Here is a 21,465-nt window from a genome sequence, read left to right as displayed (position 1 = left end):
AGGTTCACTCGGAACACATATGACACACTGATATGATCGAATCTTAATTCATACACTCCGTAACGGAGATTAAACATTGATTATTTATTTGCATGAAAAGAGTAAGTAACAGGCTGCCATCTATTTGGCAGCCTTTTTCATTTGTTCAAACAAGAGGACCCCAAAACCAATGAGCCCAAGAAAAGGGAAGATGAAGATACAAACCAATCGCATAGCGTCCGCTTCAAAAGGGTTCGATACTAGCAGCAGACCGATGAATGCACAGATGATTAGAGTGAATAAGGCGGGCTTCATGATCATTTCCTCTGCCCTTTTTTCTGATACCGCCAAATCCGTTCAATAAAAAAGAACATCACTGCAAACAAAATAGAAAACATGAACATATCCAGCAGTGTCACGCCTCTATTTGGGTGCACAAGACCAAACCAAACGAATTGCAGCACAAAAGAGATCGCAAAATATAGAATCGATTTTTTCATGATTGTCCTCTTTTCACTTATTTTTTTGTCCCTTAAGCCACATCAGCCAAATGATGAAGGAACCAATCACACATGAGAGCAAAGTGACAGGCGGCAAGGTGTGCCAGCTAGTCAGCCCCTTTACAAAACACATATAAAAAAAGAAAATGGAAATGGATACGAGTACCCATTGCTTGAACCAGCGAGGGACACGCAGCCACGCCGCTAGAATGATTGATGATAGCTTATCCAATGAGATAACTCCTTTTTTCAATCTGATTGGATTTTATCGTAAATAACAAAGTTTGTAAAATATGGATTTCAGAGACTTTGGTGGTATTCTTCTAGCGTGAAACATTTTCGCTGTACTGACGTATAAGTTAAAGGAACCTCATGAAAGGAAGCGATCAAGTGAAAAGAATACCAGTCATCTTCCTAAGGTATATTGTCTTCTTTATTCCAGCAATCATTCTCAGTGTCTTGGTGTGGAACCATTATCAAGATGATTTGTCAGATGGGAAAGTAACAGAGAATAACGTCAAAGGAATGTTCACATTTGATGAAGGCAAACGAGTGGTGAGTGCGGTATCAAAAGACCAGCAGCTTCATTTTGCAATGGTTGATCCTCAATCAGGGAAAAGAATGAGTGAATGGACCACAGAAAGTGATTCGTTTAATGAAATGTGGCCATCCATTCAAGGAAACAATCTCTTGCTTGCTTTAAAGAATAAAGACGGGCAGCTGATGATTGAGAAATTAACACCAAGCGGAGAAAAGAAAGAGCTCGTTCAAAATAACCTGCAGATTCCTTCATTTTTAAAAACGAATACATACCAATGGAATGGACGGCTCGTATTTACAGGAGAAATGGACGGTGCCGCTGCAGTCATTGGTGAGCTGAAGAACGGGCAATTTTATGTACACAATCTTAACGAGCTAAAGCTGCCGGCAAGGCCTGTCTCCATGGATGCTGTCATGAATTCCTTTAGAGGGCAGACCCCTATTCCTATATTTGAAGTAGCCTTGAAAAATGATCAAAAGGCTTATGTCAGCGGCATTTCAAACGAGAAACATCAGCTTGGCCTCTATGTCTCAAAAAATGCTGAACCGTTTAGCCTTGTGGAAGATACAGTTGAGCAGAGGCTGCAAAAAACGATCGGATCATCACAAAACTTTGCTGTCGCCGTGGAATCGGAATATCCAAAAAGGGCAAGGAAAGTGAATGCAGAAGGAAGGCTTGGGGAAGTCGTTCCAACGCCAAAGCCAATATACCAAACGTATGTGTACCAGCTTAATGAGGAAGAAGTGCTGATTGCAGGCTCTACAGCAAAGGACGAAGCAAAAGGTAAGCTGACGGGTTATATTTATAACCATCGCACGAATAAGGCGGTGTCTGCCAGCAAGCTGTTTCAATCATTGTCTTATGAATCTTTACAAAAAGAAGGGCTCTCTTTCAATAAAAATGTGAAGAGCGATTGGCTCTATTATTCATTTGACAATCAATTAACGGGTGCATTTGAGACGAAAAGCAAAGAGCTAAAGGAATTTCCTTTGCAAAAGGTCATCTCAATTGAAAACGCCAGTCCAGCCCATCAAACGTCTGTTGATACTTTTATGCAATATGTAATGAAGGGTGGACCGCTCATTCTTAACTGGGCGATATGGATCTTGATCCCGCTGTTATTATTTGTACTAGCGATCTTCCTGCCGCCGATTTTGAGACTGGTGAGAAGAAACAAGATAAAGGACAGTGTCACATTACAAGCCTATATTGTGTCCGTGAAAGAAACGGGCACCTATATCAACGAACAGCCAGTTGTCAGCATGCGGCTTCAATTTGAATATGAAGGGCAAAGTATAGAAAAGACGGTTAAAACGGTTGTATCCTACACCCAGATACCACAGCCAGGCCAGCCTATTGCCATTCACTATGATCCGAAGAAGCAAAAGGCAATGCTTTTAAAAGAGGGTGACTTCTCGCAGCCAAGTGAGCCAAAGTTCATCAAAGGCGCTGTTTTAAGAAATATAGAATCATATGGAACCGTAGGACGGGGCACCGTCTTATCACTCACATTTGAATTAGATCAGAAAACGTATATCATTCCGATGATTCAAGCCGCTGGTTTTGAATTTAGAACAGGAGAAAAAGCCGATCTCGTCGACATCAATGGCCAGCTGAAAATGGCTGCCTATGGCTATGAAGTTCGGAATCGATCGGGGAAAGATATGACGTTAACTGGAACCATCCAGCGTGTGAAGCAATATCCAATTGCCATCCATGAACAAAAGCCTATTCAGCTGGATGTGACAGTGTCAAACGGAGATCAGTCCATCACCAAAACGGTCAGCCAGTTCATCCCTGATCATATGCAGATCGCAGCGGGCACTCAAATGACGATCCAGACAAAGAAAGAAGAGCTGGATAGAGAAATGGGCCTCATGCAAGAGAAACAAGGAAGTGCAAAAGTGACCAATGTCGAATTTGCTGGCGTCATCGGCAATCTGCCGTTAGCAATCATTCAAGTTGAGAGAAATGGCATGATGTATGAAGTGAAACAGCCAATCGATCCAATCACCAGCGTCTTGCCTGGTGATGAATTATGGGTGGCATATCACGATATGACGCGTCAAGCAGCCATTGTTAAATATGCATCAATATAAAAAAGCGTTCCTTTTAGGAACGCTTCAGCGTGTAGACAAACCCTCGCATTCGTTGTCAGGTCTGCGCTTCGGTGCTCACGAATGTCAAATTCGCTCCGCAAAGGTAGCCGTCCTTCCTAGGGCTGCAAAGGTTTTCTATCACGCTGAAAAGAAGACAAAGGGCTAAAATCAAAATCATTTTAGCCCTTTGTCAACAATCTGAAGCGTTCCTTTTAGGAACGCTTTTTCTATTAAGCTTTTGTATCATATTGGCGGAGCACCTTATCGTAGGCGAAATTGCCGAAAGGAATGAATGCCGCAAAAAAACCGGCGATGGACCATTTCAAATGCCAGCGAACTTTAAATGTCACATATGCCAAAACGAGCATATAGATGACAAACAGTGCGCCGTGAAGAGAGCCTACAATGGTGACTGCCATCGGAATATCCGCAAAATATTTTAGAGGCATGGCAATTAAAAGAAGGGTTAAAAGAGACATACCCTCAATAAAACCCGCCTGTCGCAGACGGCTAATACTTGTATGCATATACAAATCCTCCTGTATAAAAGCTAGTTTCTCATCTTCTAATATAAACGAAAGATCGTCTGGACATGCTGAAATCTACGAAAAATTCAAAATATGTTCATGGATTGCTTAAAAAATGGGAAAAGTCCTTTACTGTTTGTTTGTTTCAGAGAGTACTTGCTTTAAGTGCATCACATCATGTAATAAATGCTCCGTCATTGCTTGAACCGCTTCTGTGGAGCGGCGCTTTTTTATTTCAGAATAGATCGCTGCATGCTCTCTTTGAATGGTTTCAGCACGAGCCCCGCCGCTAAAATGGAAAATGCGGCAATAGTGAATGAGTGCATTCACGTGATTCAATTGTTTGGATAAACGGTCATTGTGACTCGCCAAAATGATTTTTTGATGAAAGGATTCATGTAACTGGACGATCTCTTTAGATGGCAGCTCCTGCTTGATCGCTTCGTCCGCCTCTGTGAGAACCTGCTCAATTTCATCCATTTCTCTTTGCGTGGCTTCCTTACAAGCAAGTTCAACAGCAAGTGGTTCTAAGGCCACCCGAATTTGATAGAGCTCCTCGACATCTTTTTCTGTTAACGTATAGACGGAATAGCCTGATCGATGATCCGCGATTAAAAGCTCGTCTTTTTCTAACAGCCTCATCGCCTCTCTTACAGGTGAACGGCTTACGCCAAATTGCTTGGCCAGCTGCGTTTCATTGATGCGCTCTCCTGGCTGAAACTGGCCATCAAAAATCATTTGCTTCAGCTGTTCATAAAATTGCATGTGGTACGATGTTGGTCTTTCCATCTCGAATGAATTCATCCCATCATTCCCTCTTTTGTACATCATCTTTTGTCTCATGTTATCCAAGTTTTTCCCTCTAGGCAAGCCTGCATCGAAAAGTCAATATCGTACAATCCAAGAAAAAAAGGGTGTGCTACACTAATGATGAGTTCAGTGAAAAGAGGGGATCGACATGAGAACATTAGAGGAACGAACAGTCCATTTTGACCAGGACTTGCAAATAGAGGCGTATCGCTTTCATGCCATCATCAAAAAGTTCCCAAAACATTTTCATACATACTATGTGATTGGATTTATTGAAGGCGGTCAAAGACGTATGTTCTGCCAAAATCAAGAATACATCATTGGAAAAGGAGATATCCTTCTTTTCAATCCGTACGATAATCACGGATGTGAACAATTTGATCACAAGCCGCTAGATTATCGCAGCTTAAATATTGAACCAGAGTTGCTGGAGAAGATCTTTCAGCACAAGCCGCATTTTAAAGCCCCTGTGGTTTCACAAAGTGAACTAGCAAAGCAATTATATGATCTTCATCAAATGATCACAGAAGAAGCTCCTGCTTTGAATAAACAGGAAGCCTTTTACTTTTTGATGAAGCAGTTGATCGAAACCTATTCTGATACACCAGAGGAAAAAGCATCAGCAGCCAATGCCAATGCCAATGAACAAAAAGTCCAAGACGTACAGCAATATATTGAAACACATCTCACGGAAAATATATCGTTAGATGACTTAGGTGAGCTCGTGTCCATGAACAAATATTCATTGCTGCGTGCTTTTACAAAGTTTAGAGGAATTACGCCGTATCGTTATTTACAGACAATCAGGGTGAACTATGCGAAGGAGCTTCTCGCCCAAGGAATGAAGCCAATAGATGTAGCTGCTGCCGCTGGATTTTCTGATCAAAGTCATTTGACTCATTTCTTTTCGGAATTTATTGGGCTTACGCCAGGGCAGTATCAGCAAATTTTTGAAAAGCAGGTAACAGCAAAATGAAAAATAAACAGCTTCTTGGTCATATAGCAGCCATGTTCACCATTTTTTTATGGGGATCTACCTTTATATCAACCAAAATATTATTAACGGCTTTTTCTCCAACAGAGATTTTATTTTTTCGTTTTTTCCTTGGGTACCTTACCCTGATGATCATTTATCCAGTCACCATGAAGGTGCAGCGTAGAAAGCATGAAGGGATGTTTGCGCTCGCAGGGTTATGCGGTGTGGTCTTATACTATTTTTTAGAAAATGTTGCACTTACTTATACGTTCGCTTCGAATGCAGGTGTCATCAGCTCCGTTGTCCCATTTTTCTCTTTTCTATTGTCTTATTTTTTATTAAAAGATGAGCCGCTGCACAGCCGCTTTTTCATAGGCTTTTTCATCGCGATGATGGGAATTGTACTGATTAGCTTTAATGGGATGACGACGTTCCAATTGAATCCGCTCGGTGATGCTTTAGCATTTATGGCTACCATCGTCTGGGCATTTTATTCCATTTTATCGAAAATGATCAATCAATATGGCTACCATATTATTCAGGTGACAAGACGTGTCTTCTTTTACGGGCTGCTATGGATGATTCCGCTAATCTGGCATTTTAAGATTCGTTTAGACTGGGAGCGGTTCACGAATCCATCGTTTGCCTTCCACTTGCTGTTTTTAGGCGTCTTTGCATCTGCTATTTGTTTTCTGACATGGAGCTTTTCCGTGAAGACGATCGGTGTGGTGAAATCAAGTGTGTATATTTATGGAGTGCCCATTATCACGATGATCATTTCAATGATCGTTCTTCACGAGAGTCTGACCTTCATGTCGGCACTAGGAACGGTACTGACCTTAGGAGGTTTGCTGCTTTCAGATAAAAAAGGTGCGGGAAGAAAGAAACAGAAGTCCCCGATACTGGTGCAGGATAAAAAGGCGCTTTGATCAAAAAGCGTCTTTTGTCCATTGTAAGAACAGGCACTCTTTAGTAAACTCAAATTAAAAGGTCGACGGTCGACCGATGACAAAGGGGGGAAAATCAATGAAGCATGTTTCAATTGCAGCGATACCAGGAGACGGAGTTGGAAAGGAAGTTGTGCCTGAAGCCATCCGAGTTTTGAAAGCGATATCAGAGGTGCATGGCGGTCTATCTTTCACCTTTCAGGATTTTCCGTGGAGCTGTGAATATTATTTAGAGCATGGCGAAATGATGCCAAAGGATGGATTGGAACAACTAAAAGCCTTTGACAGCATTTTCTTAGGGGCCGTCGGAGATGCCAATTTAGTGCCGGATCATGTATCACTTTGGGGATTGCTCATTAAAATTAGACGTGAATTTGAGCAGGTGATCAATGTTAGACCTGCAAAACAGCTGAGCGGCATTCGCTCACCGCTTGCTCAGCCAAAGGATTTCGATCTTCTTGTTGTAAGAGAAAACGGTGAAGGTGAATATAGTGAAATTGGGGGCCGTATCTATCAAGGAGAAGATCAGCTTGCCATTCAAAATGCTGTTTTCTCCAGAAAAGGGACAGAGCGAGCCATGCGTTTTGCCTTTCAATTAGCAAAAAAGAGAAGAAAGCATGTGACAAGTGCAACCAAATCGAATGGAATCGTTCATACAATGCCATTTTGGGATGAAGTGTTTCAAGACGTAGCAAAGGATTATCCAGAGGTGACAGCAGACTCACAGCACATTGATGCACTCTCAGCCTTCTTTGTGACAAGACCTGAGAAATTCGATGTGATTGTAGCCAGTAATTTATTTGGTGATATTTTGACTGATCTTGGAGCTGCCATTATGGGAAGTATTGGCGTGGCGCCTGCCGCCAACATCAATGTAAATGGCAAATATCCATCCATGTTTGAGCCTGTACACGGATCAGCCCCAGACATTGCAGGAAAAGGGATTGCAAACCCAATCGGTCAAATTTGGACAGCTAAACTCATGCTTGATCATTTCGGAGAAGAAGAACTGGGCACACACCTGCTCGAAATCATCGAGTCAGTCACAGCAGACGGCTTTTTAACAGCAGACATCGGCGGAGCCTATCAAACACAAGAAATCACCAACGAAATCATCAAGCGCTTGAAGAAATAATCCGTCATTAGAACCGCATCTCCACGTCTGCTATAATAAAAGGATGGATAGAAGAAAGAGATGTGAAATCTAGTGTCAAAAACAGTTGTATTAGCAGAGAAACCTTCAGTAGGACGTGACTTAGCGCGTGTGCTGAAGTGTCATAAAAAAGGAAATGGTTTTTTAGAAGGAGACCAATACATTGTGACGTGGGCGCTTGGCCATTTGGTCACACTGGCTGATCCAGAAGGCTACGGAAAAGAATTTCAGTCCTGGCGTTTAGAGGATTTACCGATCATTCCAGAGCCCCTCAAGCTTGTCGTTATGAAAAAGACAGGCAAACAATTCCAAGCAGTGAAAGCGCAGCTTGCAAGAAAAGATGTAAAAGATATTGTCATCGCAACAGATGCTGGACGTGAAGGGGAGCTAGTCGCAAGATGGATTCTTGAAAAAGCGCATGTGAAAAAGCCGCTGAAACGACTATGGATCTCATCTGTTACGGACAAAGCCATCCAAGAAGGCTTCAAACGATTAAAAGATGGCAGAGAATATGATAACCTGTACCGCTCAGCGGTTGCACGTGCAGAAGCAGACTGGATTGTAGGGATCAACGCAACAAGAGCGCTGACGACCAAGTTCAATGCACAGCTTTCCTGCGGACGGGTACAAACACCAACGATTGCCATGATCGCCAAACGAGAAGAAGACATTCAGCAATTCCAGCCGAAGCCGTTCTATGGAATGACTGCACAAGTAGATGGGCTTACGTTGACATGGCAGGATGCCAAAACAAAGCAAAACCGCACATTCCAAGAGAATGTCATAAAAGAGCGTTTGGCAGGATGCAAAGGAAAACCAGCGGTGATCGATGCATTGAAAAAAACAGCGAAAAAAGCTTTTGCTCCAGGGCTGTACGACCTGACTGAATTGCAGCGTGATGCACATAAACGCTACGGCTTCTCAGCAAAAGAAACCTTGTCTACGCTTCAGCGATTGTATGAGCAGCATAAGTTTGTGACATATCCGCGTACAGATTCACGATTTATTTCAGCGGATATCGTTCCTACATTAAAAGATCGTTTAAAAGGAATGAACGTCAGACCGTACGCACAGCATGTGAACCGCATTTTACAATCAGGCGTGAAAGCGCACAAAGGCTTCGTCAACGATGCAAAAGTGTCAGATCACCATGCGATCATTCCAACCGAGGAAGAGCTGTATCCTGGTGCACTAAGTGATAAAGAGCGTAAATTATATGATCTTATTGCCAAACGATTCCTTGCTGTACTCATGAATCCTTTTGAATACGAGGAAACAACGGTGTTTGCCAAGATAGGCAGTGAAACGTTCACGGCAAAAGGAAAAACCGTACAATCAGCCGGCTGGAAAGCCGTGTATGATGATTCCTATGAAGACGAGGAATCAGCCGAAGCAGATCAGCATCTGCCGCTGCTCTCAGAAGGGCAGTCACTTGAAGTACGCCAGCTGAAAGAAACAAATGGAGAAACGAAACCTCCTGCCCGTTTTAATGAAGCAACTCTGCTATCTGCTATGGAGAACCCAGCGGCATTTATGCAGAATCAGGAAAAGGATTTAGTGAAAACCCTCGGTGAAACAGGCGGACTAGGAACAGTGGCCACAAGAGCCGATATCATTGAAAAACTGTTCAACAGCTTCTTAATCGAGAAAAAGGGCAAAGACATTTTCATCACATCGAAAGGGAAACAGCTGCTCTCCTTAGTGCCTGAAGACTTAAAGTCTCCTGCGTTAACAGCGGAATGGGAACAAAAGCTTTCTAAAATCGCAAAAGGACAGCTGAAGGCTTCTCAATTCATGAGTGAAATGAAGTCCTATGCAAAACAAGCCGTATCTGAAATCAAACAGACGAACCAAACCTTTAAGCATGACAATGTCACTGGCACCCATTGTCCCGACTGCGGAAAACTTATGCTGAAAGTGAACGGAAAACATGGCACAATGCTCGTGTGCCAAGACCGAGAATGCGGCCACCGTAAAAATGTAGCGAAGAAAACAAACGCTCGCTGCCCGAACTGTCATAAAAAGCTCGAACTGCGCGGAGAAGGCGATGGTAAAATCTTTGCTTGTGTGTGCGGCCATAGAGAAAAACTGTCTGTTTTCGAAAAACGCAAATCACAATCCAATCAAAAGAAAGCCAGTAAGCACGATGTGTCTAAATATATGAAGAAACAAAAGAAAGTGGAAGAACCAATCAATAACGCACTGGCTGAGCAATTAAAGAAATTAAAATTAGATCAATAGTAGTATATAAACCCATGCTAAAATGCATGGGTTTTTCTGAGTAATCAAGTATATCGGCATATGGTTTTTCTGAAAATGGGAATATGTGTGCAAAAAGACTCGTAATTTGGTATAAAATATTTATTTAAATTTTAACAAAAACACTCTATAATAAGTCGTTAGAGCTAAGAGAACGGGAGTTGAAAGGGGACACGAATGGTTACAGCCATACATCGCACGGCTATTGGTTTACTCATTGTTTTTCTATTAGGCGGATGTACCTGGAAACAGCAGAAGGAATCAGCTGATCCAGTATCTCCACAGCCTGTATTGCCTGGAGAATATTTTATCACTCATCACCTCATGACAGATCAAGGCATGATTCGCACTTCATTAGCGGAGCAGCACATCTACTTATCTGAATCGCTTGGACTTTGGATGGATTATCTTGTTCGAAAAAAAGACCAAAATTCTTTTGACCAACAATTTGGTGTCCTGCAAGATCAATTTTTATTAGAAGATCACCTTCTCAGCTGGCAAATCGAATCTGATCAAAAAAGTAAGGCCAATGCTCTAGTTGATGACTTACGGGTAGTGGCGGCACTTCAAAAAGCAGATCGTTTATGGAAGAAAACAGCGTATCAAACCACAGCAAAAGAAATCGCACAAGCGTTAAAAGACAAGAATATGTATAGAGGCATCTTGTCCGATTATTATGATGCATCAATAAACCGAACTTCACACACAATCACACTCTCATATGTAGACCCAAAAGCAATCAAAGAATTGGAATCCCTCAAAATATTCACGAAACAAATGACGAGTAACCAATTGACCATTCTAAAACAAGCACCGAGAAAAAAAGGATTCTTTCCTAAATCCTATGACATAAAGAAAAAAGCCTATTCATTTGATCAAGAAATCAATATGATTGATCAACTCTATACGGCTCTACATGCCGATCGTGCAAAGGTGAGTACGTCCGCGATCATGAAATGGCTAAAAACGACTTTTAAAAAAGAAGGAAAACTGTACGGTAGATATAAACTGAGCACATTGCAGCCATCGGTGACGTATGAATCGCCTTCTGTATATGCATTGGTCATCTTGTATGCTCTTAAACGAAACGAACCGGAATTCGCAAAAGAGGTTTATGACCGCATGAAAGAATTACAAATTCAAGATCCTCTCAAGGATTATTATGGAGGATACATGAACGAAAAAGACACACACTCATTTGACAACTTATTGCCTCTCATTGCAGAAAGGGAGCTTTTTAATGAATCGGTTATTCAGTAATACGTATCGTTTATATTATTCTCTGCTCCTCACGTTTGCAGGTCTTATTTTGTTTATGGGCTACCTTGGCTTACATGATGCAGAGAGCTTTTTGATGATCACACTGACTTTTGTCGTGTTAGGATGCGGGATTTTATTTGGCATCTTACCAGCATTAATTTTTACCTTGCTGATGTTGTTCTTTATAGGAAGTGCTATGTTCTTTACAGAGCTTGGCCACACAAATCCCTTCTTTTCCAATCAAACATTGCAGAATGTGGTGGTTTGGGGCGTAGCCCTTCTCTTTTTCGCGATTTCAGCAGGAAGCTTGCATGAGCGGATCAAGACGATGCGTCACACCATTGAACAACAAAAGCGGGCGATGAAACAATTTGTGGCGATTGACTCGACAACTGGATTTGACAATGCAGATCGGATGAAGCTGGAATTATCCGAGGAAATGAAACGGGCAGAACGTTACAAACAGCCATTCGTTTTTATCCTTCTTCATATCCATTATGCAGCGGAATTCAAATCGTTATATGGAGAAAAAGAAATGCAGCACCTATTTCAGCAATTAAGTATCAAGATTCGCGAAAGTGTCAGAGAAACTGATAAGAAATTTCGATTATCCGAAGAAAGAATAGGCTTGCTGCTTACTCACACACCAGAAGAGAATGTCTCTGTCGTCCTCGAGAAGCTAAAAGATAAATTGCAAAAGCATGTGCTGTTAAACGGTCGTGAAGTCACCCTGACTTTTCATGTCTGTCATTTAACTAGCAGTTCGGAATATCGTACGGCAGAGCAATTTTTAGAAGAACTAGAAAAAGAGATGATGATGAATGAACTTTAATTCTTTGATGAAATGCTGTTTGCTGCTTGCTCTTTTTTTGATTTTTTCTTTTAAATACATGGCTTCAGCCGACGCTCTTGCCAAGCCAGATACCCTGATCGTTTATTCGACAGAATCGGGGGAAGCGACACCAGCAGTGCATATGTTGGATCTACTCGCCGGACATTTTTCCAAACAGCTGACGATTGTATCTGATGAACATTTGGCTGAAAAGAAGATCAGTGAATTTCAGCAAGTCATCTACCTAGGGGAAATAAAGAGAACCTTACCGAAGCAGACCGTTCGTATGATGAATGAAGCACAGAAGGTGATAGCCATTGGATACAATGCGGAACAGCTTCGCCCATTCTCCAAGCTTACTTTTCACAAACAAGATCATACGAGTCAAATCAAATATACAGATGATCAAACTTACCGTCAGCTAGAGAAAAGTATCAGTGCGTTAACGGTTCAAGGGGCAGACTTGCAAAGTGAATTTTTATTGAAGAAGCATGAAGCTGATCTTCCATTTGTGATTCAAACAAAGGAAGGGGCAGACTATATTGGAATCTTAAATGTCGTGCAGCAGAACGAGCTGCTTGCAGAAGTGCTGGAAAAACGCCTGCCTTCTTCTCATCAGCTGACCACAAAGTACTTAAGGCTTGGGAACATCAGTCCTGTCTCTGACGAGAAGAAGTTGCTTGAGCTTGGACAATACGTATCCACTCGGCATATTCCGTTTCTGATAGCGGTAACCCCTGTATGGGTGGATCGAACAACAGGTGATGAAGTGACACTGAGTGACCGCCCGCAGCTCGTAAAAGTGTTAAAACAATTGCAAAGCGATGGAGCCAGTATCATTCTTCATGGATTTAGCCGTACGTACCGAACGGAGGATTCTGGTCAGGACTTTGAGTTCTGGGATGCAAAGAATGATCAGTCCATTACGTCAAATGACCCAAAAAAAGCCGAGAAGAAGCAAAGTGAAAGCCATTTTTCGAATGAAAAAGATTTCCATGCTTATACGAGATCGAATCAGCAGCAAGAAATCATCTACACAGAAGAAAAACTAACAAAAGGCATTGAGCTTCTTGCGCAGCAAGGTCTATATCCGCTGGCATTCGAGGTGCCGCATGATGCTATATCTCAACAAGGCTATGAAGTGATATCTAGACATGTGTCCAGTCTGTTTGGACAGGTACAGCTGTCGGATCATACGTGGAAAACAGCCGGTACTCCGCCGCTGGTGACGAAACCCGCTATGCTTCACGGCATGACCTTATATCCTCAGCAATCAGTAGAGCCAGCATTTGACCAAGAAGGTTCAAATATTTTAACAGAGCAAAAGATTCAATCCATCCAGCATCTTCAATCAGCCGCAATTGGGCTTTCCTATGATGTGGAATCAGGAATAGATGGACTGCAAAATCTGATGATGCAGATGGATGCAATTCCTTCTAGTGAATGGCTGGATTTAAAGAAAACAAAACAGACGGTCCAAACATCACATGTGCAGATCAAAACATCAGGGAATGGACATATTCAAGTAGAACAATCCAATAGAGCAGAAACCAAAACAGTCAAACGAAGCGGCATGGAAAATATGCTGCGAATTCTCACAGTCGTGGTGATGCTGTTTATTGCGGCATTTGCTTTTTACACATTGTATTTAAGACTGACAATGAAAAAACGAATTTTTAAGGAGAGAAAACTTGGTGGCTGATGTCTTATTTTATCTTTCATTAATACTGATTTGGATCATGCTCCTATACCACATGTTTCTCATGCAGGGCGGCTTTCAGCACTACCTGACCTACGAAAAAGTGCTGCCTGAATGGACGAAACAAGGGAAAGAGCTGCCGACCGTCAGCATTCTGATTCCTGCTCATAATGAAGAAGTTGTCATCCGGCAAACGCTAAAAGCAATGGTCCAGCTATCCTACCCTAAACATCTCCTTGAAATCATTGTGATTAATGACAATTCCTCCGATGGCACTGGGGACATCGTGCGGTCATTCAGTGAGCAATATGATCATGTCCATATGATTGAAACAAAGCCGCCATTTGCCGGAAAGGGAAAATCCACTGCACTGAATGAAGGCTTAAAGGCTTCAACAGGAGAAGTCATCTGCGTATACGATGCAGATAACATGCCTGAACAAAAGGCCGTCTATCACTTGGTTCTTGGTTTATTGAACGACCCTAAGGCAGGTGCTGTTGTCGGGAAATTCAGGGTCATTAATGCAGCCAAAAATCTCCTGACCAAATTTATTAATATTGAGACCATCTGCTTCCAATGGATGGCGCAGGGCGGAAGATGGAAGTGGTTTAGCATTGCGACAATACCAGGCACCAACTTCGCCATCCGCCGCCATATTTTAGAAGAACTTGGTGGCTGGGATGTTCATGCGCTGGCTGAGGACACCGAATTAACGATTCGTGTCTATAACCTTGGCTATGTCATTCGATTTTTCCCGGCAGCGATCACTTGGGAACAAGAGCCTGAGACGTGGAAAGTCTGGTGGCGGCAAAGAACGCGCTGGGCTCGAGGCAATCAATATGTTGTACTCAAATTTTTAAAGCAGTTTATGAAGTTGAAACGAAAACGAATGATTTTCGATTTGTTTTATTTCTTCTTTACGTATTTCTTATTTTTCTTCGGTGTCCTGCTCTCAAACGGGATCTTTATCGTGAACCTATTTGTTGACCTTCACTTATCTGTAGGAGCTGTTGCCCTGATCCTGTGGGGATTGGCCTTCTTCCTATTTCTAACAGAAGTGATGATTACATTAAGCATTGAGAAAACAGAGCTCACCAAACAAAATATACTCATTGTGGCGCTCATGTACTTCACTTACTCTCAAGTATGGATTGCGCTAGTCGTGTACTCTTTATTTGTAGAGACAAAGAGCCGTTTATTCAAACAAGAAGTAAAATGGTACAAAACCGAGCGTTACGATCAACAACAAAAGAAAAGCGGGTGACAAATTGAAATCAGTAAAATGGATGGTTTTTATATTGGTGATATCGCTTGCCATTCAGCCTTTTTTCATGGCGGGGCAAGCACTGGCGCAATCAAATCGAGTACAAGTGAAAGATGACTGGATTCGCTCATCAAAAGGAAGTCAAACAGAAACGCAAGCATTATCAGAAGATGTAGTGACCTTGTATGGACAAGAAGACCGCACTGAATTTTCCTATCAAATAGAAAAAGAAAAAGTAGAGTCTAGCACCCTTACATTAAATATAGAGGCATCACCATTACTCATTTCGCCATCATCGTTCACAGTCATGATTGATGGAGAGATTGAAAAGACCATTCCCGTAACAGGAAAAAACCAAAAGAAATCGATTCAAATCAAATTGAACAAATCGCAATTGAAAAAAGGTTCTCATCGGATTCAGCTCGCATTTTATGGCGTGTTAAAAGAAGGTGTGTGTATCAACCAAGAGACACCTGCCAATTGGCTGAAAGTATACCCTGAAAGTGAGCTGGATTTCAAAGGGACTCAAACGAAAGACGTGACGTTAGACAGCTTCCCTTCACCTTTCATTCAAACAGGTGATCAGAAAGAACAAACAGATATTGTGATTCCAAATTCACCAGAAGCAGCTGAATTAGAAGCGGCTATGAAAGTATACCGTACGTTGAAAAACAAAGACCGCCAAGCAGACCTCAAACTCGTCCAAGAAAAGGACCTCAAGCAAATCGCGCATCCAACGATTGCTGTTGGAGCGAAAGGAAACTGGGAGGGACGAGTGAAATCGATCGAGCAAGCTGTGAAAATGAAAACAGCAAGCAACCAGCTCACGTTAGCAGTGAGAACACTGACTGGGAAGAAAAAAGAACAGCCCATTTTATTTGTCACTGCTGAACAGCCAAAGACAATTGCTGAAAAAATCAATGTCCTGACTCAACCAGAACTGACCGATCAGCTCACTGGGACAGATTTGCTGCTTCAAAAGGTTACTGCTAAAGCATCAAAACCATCTCATCAAATTCGTTTAAAAGATTTTGGTGGTGATGATGTCACGGTTGGAACCAAAAAGACGGTATCTGATCATTACTATTATCCAAAGGCATTGATCGCTAATCAAAAATCAGGTGCAAAACTCAATCTATCATTTAAAAAATCTGATAAAGCGAACAAAGCGGAACGCTTAACAGTCATGATCAATAACGAACCACACGATGTACCGTTAACAAAACTAGGAAACAAAGATGGGAATGGATTCTATCATGTGTCAATTTCAGTAGATGCACAAGTCCTTCAAAAGAACGAGTATATTGATCTCCAATTTGTCACTACAGGCTTTAAAAACATGGAAGCCTGCAGACATACGGATGAAGAAGGCTGGATTTATATTGATAATAACAGCTCTCTTCAAATACCAGAAGGGACGACTAGTGATACACCGGATTTAGCCGCATGGCCGCTTCCTTTCACATCAAAAACGCAGCAAGGAAAAACATTGATCATCATGCCAAATCAAATCAAGCAAGAAACGATCAATCAAATGGCGATGCTGACAGAATCATTTAGTCAGCCGGAAGCTGCTCAATATCAATTGATCAAAGCATCAAATGTGACAAAGGATCAATTGAAGAATCACTCTCTTATTTTCATCGGTGGCATTCAAACGTTCTCTCTTTTAAAAGAAAAGGCAGACGATCTCATCGTTCCTGTGACAAAGGATCAGTATGATGTATCCTCCTTTGGCATGATCAACGAAACGACTGCTCGTATTGTATGGACGCAGCCATCTGTATGGAATAAAGAGCAAACAATGACCGTCTTTTCAGGAATGAATGCAGCAGACGCTGATCTTTCACATGAAGTGCTTCATTTCCTGCAATCAAATACGGAAACGGCAACAGTTGCCATCGAGAGCAAAAACAAAGACATGTTCTCTAATCATCAAACGGTCAGCACAACAAATGATCTCAAAAAAGGTGAAAAGCAAGGCGTCGGTGATTCTTGGATTTATTTTGCATGTATCGCTGTGCTGATTATTTTTGTGGTCGGAATGATTATTTATTTTGTGCGAAAAAACCGCAAAAAGACTGATTGATAAACGATCAAAAGACCTTGAAAAAATGTCTTTACTTTGGTGTCAAACGGGAGTATGATCTCTTTTATAAAAGACCAATCGCTGAATCATTTCGATGAGCGGGGGAACCATTAGTGGTGCAGGACACCACGTGGGGTGAATCCTTTTTAGGTAGGGCAAAGTCTCATGCGCCCGAATCCGTCAGCTAACCTCGTAAGCGTTAAAGAGAGCAAAGACCAACCTGTGATCTAAACAATAGACGCAGGGGCATTCTATTGCCTCTGTGTCTTTTTGGCAATCCATCTTTTGTAACTTAATCGTTTGACACTAAAGGAGCGGGCATCACATGTACAGTTTGATGAAGCGGATTTTAATTGGGAAACCATTAAAATCACAGGCAGCAGGAGAACAAAAACTATCAAAAATCAAAGCGTTGGCATTATTGTCATCAGACGCATTGTCATCTGTTGCATACGGTACAGAACAAATCTTGATTGTTCTTTCAGTCGTTAGTGCAGCAGCATTTTGGTACTCACTCCCGATTGCAGGTTGTGTATTAATTCTTTTAATGGCGTTAATTCTATCTTACCGCCAGATTATTTATGCTTATCCAGAAGGCGGGGGGGCCTATGTCGTCTCTAGCCGAAACTTAGGTGAAAAGCCAGGACTGATCGCTGGCGGATCATTGCTTGTAGATTATATTTTGACTGTAGCAGTGAGCATATCAGCGGGTACCGATGCCATCACATCAGCTTTTCCAGCACTATATCCATATCATGTGCTGATTTCAATTGTATTGGTCATCTTGATTATGGTGCTCAACCTTCGTGGATTGACAGAATCAGCATCTATTTTGGCTTATCCCGTATACTTGTTTGTCATATCACTCCTTATATTAATTGGAGTCGGCGGCTTTAAATTATTGACAGGAGGCGTTCCTCCAGCACCTGAGCATACTGCAATAGGTACACACGTACCTGGCATTACATTATTTCTTTTATTAAAAGCATTTTCGTCTGGCTGTTCTGCACTGACTGGGGTAGAAGCCATTTCAAATACCATTCCATCCTTTAAAAAACCAGCTGCACAAAATGCAGCGAGAACATTATTGATGATGGGTGGATTACTAGCTGTATTATTTGTTGGCGTGACATTGCTTGCGTTTGGTTTTGGCATCTCACCAAAGCCAGAAGAAACAGTTGTATCACAAATTGCATCAGATACATTTGGACGTACATTTTTCTATTATGTCATTCAGGCTGTCACTGCTTTAATCTTGATATTAGCGGCAAACACCGGCTTCTCCGCCTTTCCTTTATTGGCGGTCAACTTAGCAAAGGATAAATATATGCCGCGCATGTTTACTGTAAGAGGGGATCGTCTCGGTTACTCTAATGGCATTATCTTTTTAGGTGTAGCTTCCATGCTGCTTATTTGGTTGTTTGATGGGAAAACGGAACACCTTATCCCGCTATATGCTGTCGGTGTATTTATTCCATTTACCTTGTCACAGACCGGTATGTGTGTGAAGTGGATTCGTGAAAAACCGAAGGGCTGGAGAACGAAAATGCCTATCAATATAGTCGGAGCACTGATTTCCTTCACGGTTCTCATGATTCTTATTTTGACCAAGTTCCATCTTGTATGGCCAGTATTTGTTTTCATGCCAATTGTGTTATTGATCTTTCATTCCATTAAAAAGCATTATCTGTCTGTCGGAGAACAACTGCGTTTAATGAATGAAACAGAGCCTGTTGAGATTAAAGGAAATGTGGTCATCGTGCCAATAGCAGGAGTAACACGTGTCGTCGAGCAATCTGTTCAATATGCAAAATCCTTATCAGAGCAAGTCATAGCAGTTCATGTATCCTTTGATAAAGAAAAAGATAAGAAAATTGAAGCGGATTGGGAAAAACTGAACAGTGGTGTGCGGCTTGTGATGCTGCATTCGTCTTATCGAAGCCTTATTCATCCGCTCGATAAATTTCTTGAAACGGTTGAGGCAAAAGCAAATGCGCATCAATATAAAGTGATGGTACTCGTACCTCAATTTATCCCGAAAAAAAGATGGCACACGATCTTGCATAACCAATCTGCCTTCTTATTAAGATTCCGTCTGTTATGGAAGCGGGATATAGTGGTCGCCACCCTTCCATATCATTTTAAAAAGTAGCAGCAAGTTGAAACGTTTGATCAAAAGGGTGCGGTGGTATGGAGTAAGAAAAAAGGAGTTTTCTCACATGCCGCAAAGAACCGCAGGAAAAGAAGTAACAGCGCTACTGGAAGAGTGGGGCGTAAAACATATTTATGGAATGCCCGGCGACAGCATAAACGAATTGATTGAAGAGCTTAGGCATGAATCAAGCCAAATACAATTTATACAAACGAGACATGAAGAAGTGGCGGCACTTTCAGCGGCGGCTGATGCCAAACTAACAGGTAAGCTCGGTGTCTGCTTATCCATCGCTGGACCGGGTGCTGTCCACTTATTAAATGGACTATACGATGCAAAAGCAGATGGCGCACCCGTTTTAGCAATTGCAGGGCAGGTTGCGTCAACTGAAGTAGGGAGAGACGCCTTTCAAGAAATCAAATTAGAGCGGATGTTTGACGACGTTGCTGTCTTTAATCAGCAGGTACAAACAGCAGAAGCTCTGCCTGATTTATTGAATCAAGCCATTAAAGCAGCTTATACTCACAAAGGTGTGGCAGTTCTCACCGTATCGGATGACTTATTTTCTCAAAAAATTAAGCGTAAGCCTGTTTATACATCTCCTCTTTATGTTGAGGGAGAAATACGGCCAAAGAAAGATCAACTGCTAAAGGCAGCACAGCTAATTAACAATGCGAAGAAGCCGGTCATCTTAGCAGGCAAAGGATTACGAAATGCAAAAGAAGAGCTTCTTTCATTTGCAGAAAAGGCTGCTGCACCTATTGTCATCACACTTCCTGCAAAAGGTGTTGTGCCAGACAGGCACCCATATTTTTTAGGAAACCTAGGTCAAATCGGAACGAAGCCAGCATATGAAGCAATGGAAGAGTGTGATCTCTTAATTATGCTTGGAACTTCCTTTCCATATAGAGACTACTTACCAGAGGACACACCTGCCATTCAACTGGATATTAAACCAGATCAAATCGGTAAAAGATATCCGGTAGACGTAGGAATCGTGAGTGACAGCAAGAGTGGTTTGCATGAACTGACCTCCTACATTGAATATAAAGAGCAGCGTGGTTTCCTTGAAGCTTGTACTGAGCATATGATGAAATGGCGAGAAGAAATGGATAAGGAAAAATCCATTGCTACATCACCGCTTAAACCTCAGCAAGTCATTGCTAGATTAGAAGAAGCAGTCGAAGACGACGCCATTCTTTCTGTTGATGTAGGGAATGTGACCGTATGGATGGCCCGCCATTTCGAAATGAAACAGCAAGATTTCATCATCTCCAGCTGGCTTGCCACAATGGGCTGTGGTTTGCCTGGTGCTATCTCTGCTAAGTTAAATGAACCGAAGCGCCAAGCGATTGCTGTCTGTGGTGATGGTGGCTTCACAATGGTCATGCAAGACTTTGTGACAGCGGTAAAATATAAGCTTCCGATCGTTGTTGTGATCTTAAACAACAGCAACCTTGGAATGATTGAATATGAACAACAAGTAAAAGGAAACATCAATTATGGCATAGAGCTTGAAGATATTGATTTTGCTAAGTTTGCAGAAGCATGTGGCGGCAAAGGAATCTCCGTGTCATCGCATGAAGAACTAGCTCCGGCTTTTGATACAGCCCTTCAATCTGATAAACCCGTCATTATTGATGTTGCTGTCACCAATGAACCGCCGTTACCTGGGAAAATTACCTACACACAAGCAGCCGGTTTTAGTAAGTACTTACTGAAAAAATTCTTTGAAAAAGGCGAGTTGGATATCCCTCCACTCAAGAAAAGTTTAAAACGCTTTTTCTAAGCAAAATGTAGTCGGTCCTCTCAAAAGAGGACTGACTTTTTTTGCTGAAAGGAAAAAACATTTCAATTATCACTTGTTTTATTCCCTCTAAAAATATTTGGAAATTATTTTTGTAACTTAAAGCCTATTTTTCCAATTCGCTGAGAAAGGTAAAATAGACTTTATGATCAATAATGGAGGGAGTGACGTCTTCTGGGTAAGATACTTGATGCAAAAGCACTAACCAGTGCCATGGACACAAGGGCAAAACACTATCAGGAACTCCGCGAACAAATGGTAGATTTAAAAAAGGCATTACAAGGTGTTGCCAACCTCGGTGACGACTTCACTGGGAAAGGTGCCGATAACATTAAAAGCTTTTATAAAGAGCTCGCCGGAAATGTAGACATGTTTATCAGCTTCATCGATAAGCAAAAAGCCTTTCATGAAGGTATTTCTGGGACACTGGATGATACAAACTTTGGCGGTGATACCTTTATAGAAGAACACTTTTTAGACAACGCAGTACATATGGGCATCAAAAACGCCAAAAGCATTGTAAAGGATCAAAAAAAGGCACTCAAAACGATTTTTCAAGACATCGATGACC

General features: G+C 41.8%; 17 protein-coding genes and 1 riboswitch. Of the genes, 13 read left to right on the top strand and 4 right to left on the bottom strand.

Annotated features, from left to right (window positions below; genetic code table 11):
- Positions 1-296: 296 nt before the first annotated feature.
- On the bottom strand, positions 297-479 hold the full coding sequence (locus C9414_RS16860; RefSeq protein WP_047203826.1) for a hypothetical protein: 183 nt from the start codon (positions 477-479) through the stop codon (positions 297-299).
- Between the two features lie 13 nt (positions 480-492).
- The gene (locus C9414_RS16855; protein ID WP_034283837.1) at positions 493-711 is read right to left on the bottom strand and encodes a hypothetical protein; all 219 of its coding nucleotides are present in this window, start codon (positions 709-711) and stop codon (positions 493-495) included.
- A gap of 158 nt (positions 712-869) precedes the next feature.
- On the opposite strand from C9414_RS16855, the gene C9414_RS16850 reads away from it, so the two are divergent.
- Positions 870-3,119, top strand: a complete 2,250-nt coding sequence (locus C9414_RS16850; protein ID WP_258182648.1) for a hypothetical protein — start codon at positions 870-872, stop codon at positions 3,117-3,119.
- A gap of 230 nt (positions 3,120-3,349) precedes the next feature.
- Here the strand turns inward: C9414_RS16850 and C9414_RS16845 are convergent, their stop codons facing one another.
- Both C9414_RS16845 and C9414_RS16840 read right to left on the bottom strand, forming a co-directional pair.
- A complete protein-coding gene (locus C9414_RS16845; protein WP_034664017.1) occupies positions 3,350-3,646 on the bottom strand; it encodes a DUF3817 domain-containing protein in 297 nt (98 codons plus the stop codon).
- A gap of 129 nt (positions 3,647-3,775) precedes the next feature.
- A complete protein-coding gene (locus C9414_RS16840) occupies positions 3,776-4,450 on the bottom strand; it encodes a GntR family transcriptional regulator (RefSeq protein WP_181286164.1) in 675 nt (224 codons plus the stop codon).
- A 154-nt stretch (positions 4,451-4,604) separates the two neighbouring features.
- On the opposite strand from C9414_RS16840, the gene C9414_RS16835 reads away from it, so the two are divergent.
- The 12 genes from C9414_RS16835 to C9414_RS16780 all read left to right on the top strand — a co-directional run.
- Complete coding sequence (locus C9414_RS16835) at positions 4,605-5,432, top strand: AraC family ligand binding domain-containing protein (RefSeq protein ID WP_041089152.1); 828 nt, start codon at positions 4,605-4,607, stop codon at positions 5,430-5,432.
- Positions 5,429-6,361, top strand: coding sequence for a DMT family transporter (locus tag C9414_RS16830; RefSeq protein ID WP_047203829.1), 933 nt, complete (start codon positions 5,429-5,431; stop codon positions 6,359-6,361). The genes C9414_RS16835 and C9414_RS16830 overlap by 4 nt, the downstream gene beginning before the upstream one ends.
- Before the next feature lie 97 nt (positions 6,362-6,458).
- Entirely contained in the window at positions 6,459-7,514 is a 1,056-nt protein-coding gene (locus C9414_RS16825; protein WP_041089156.1) for a tartrate dehydrogenase, read from the top strand.
- A gap of 72 nt (positions 7,515-7,586) precedes the next feature.
- Complete coding sequence (locus C9414_RS16820) at positions 7,587-9,773, top strand: DNA topoisomerase III (RefSeq protein ID WP_107164117.1); 2,187 nt, start codon at positions 7,587-7,589, stop codon at positions 9,771-9,773.
- A 195-nt stretch (positions 9,774-9,968) separates the two neighbouring features.
- On the top strand, positions 9,969-11,051 hold the full coding sequence (locus C9414_RS16815) for a glycosyl hydrolase family 8 (protein WP_107164116.1): 1,083 nt from the start codon (positions 9,969-9,971) through the stop codon (positions 11,049-11,051).
- Entirely contained in the window at positions 11,032-11,883 is an 852-nt protein-coding gene (locus tag C9414_RS16810; RefSeq protein ID WP_107164115.1) for a GGDEF domain-containing protein, read from the top strand. Before C9414_RS16815 ends, C9414_RS16810 begins: the two co-directional genes overlap by 20 nt.
- Complete coding sequence (locus C9414_RS16805) at positions 11,873-13,585, top strand: DUF2334 domain-containing protein (RefSeq protein ID WP_107164114.1); 1,713 nt, start codon at positions 11,873-11,875, stop codon at positions 13,583-13,585. The genes C9414_RS16810 and C9414_RS16805 overlap by 11 nt, the downstream gene beginning before the upstream one ends.
- Positions 13,586-13,622: 37 nt before the next feature.
- Positions 13,623-14,846 carry a glycosyltransferase family 2 protein gene (locus C9414_RS16800; RefSeq protein WP_249115498.1) on the top strand — a complete coding sequence of 408 codons (1,224 nt, stop codon included), beginning with the start codon at positions 13,623-13,625 and terminating at the stop codon, positions 14,844-14,846.
- 4 nt (positions 14,847-14,850) lie between these two features.
- The gene (locus C9414_RS16795) at positions 14,851-16,935 is read left to right on the top strand and encodes a cellulose biosynthesis cyclic di-GMP-binding regulatory protein BcsB (protein ID WP_107164112.1); all 2,085 of its coding nucleotides are present in this window, start codon (positions 14,851-14,853) and stop codon (positions 16,933-16,935) included.
- Positions 16,936-17,004: 69 nt separating this feature from the next.
- Positions 17,005-17,149: riboswitch (cyclic di-AMP (ydaO/yuaA leader) on the top strand.
- Positions 17,150-17,260: 111 nt separating this feature from the next.
- Complete coding sequence (locus C9414_RS16790; protein ID WP_107164111.1) at positions 17,261-19,087, top strand: APC family permease; 1,827 nt, start codon at positions 17,261-17,263, stop codon at positions 19,085-19,087.
- Between the two features lie 67 nt (positions 19,088-19,154).
- Positions 19,155-20,876 (top strand): pyruvate oxidase, encoded by a 1,722-nt coding sequence (locus tag C9414_RS16785; protein WP_107164110.1) that lies wholly within the window; start codon positions 19,155-19,157, stop codon positions 20,874-20,876.
- A 231-nt stretch (positions 20,877-21,107) separates the two neighbouring features.
- Positions 21,108-21,465 (top strand): LXG domain-containing protein (locus C9414_RS16780; protein ID WP_258182645.1); only part of this gene is annotated, 358 nt, incomplete at its 3' end.

This window comes from Bacillus sp. Nf3, assembly GCF_003028545.1.
GTDB lineage: Bacteria > Bacillota > Bacilli > Bacillales > Bacillaceae > Bacillus > Bacillus safensis.
This window is presented reverse-complemented; position numbering and strand designations above follow the sequence as displayed.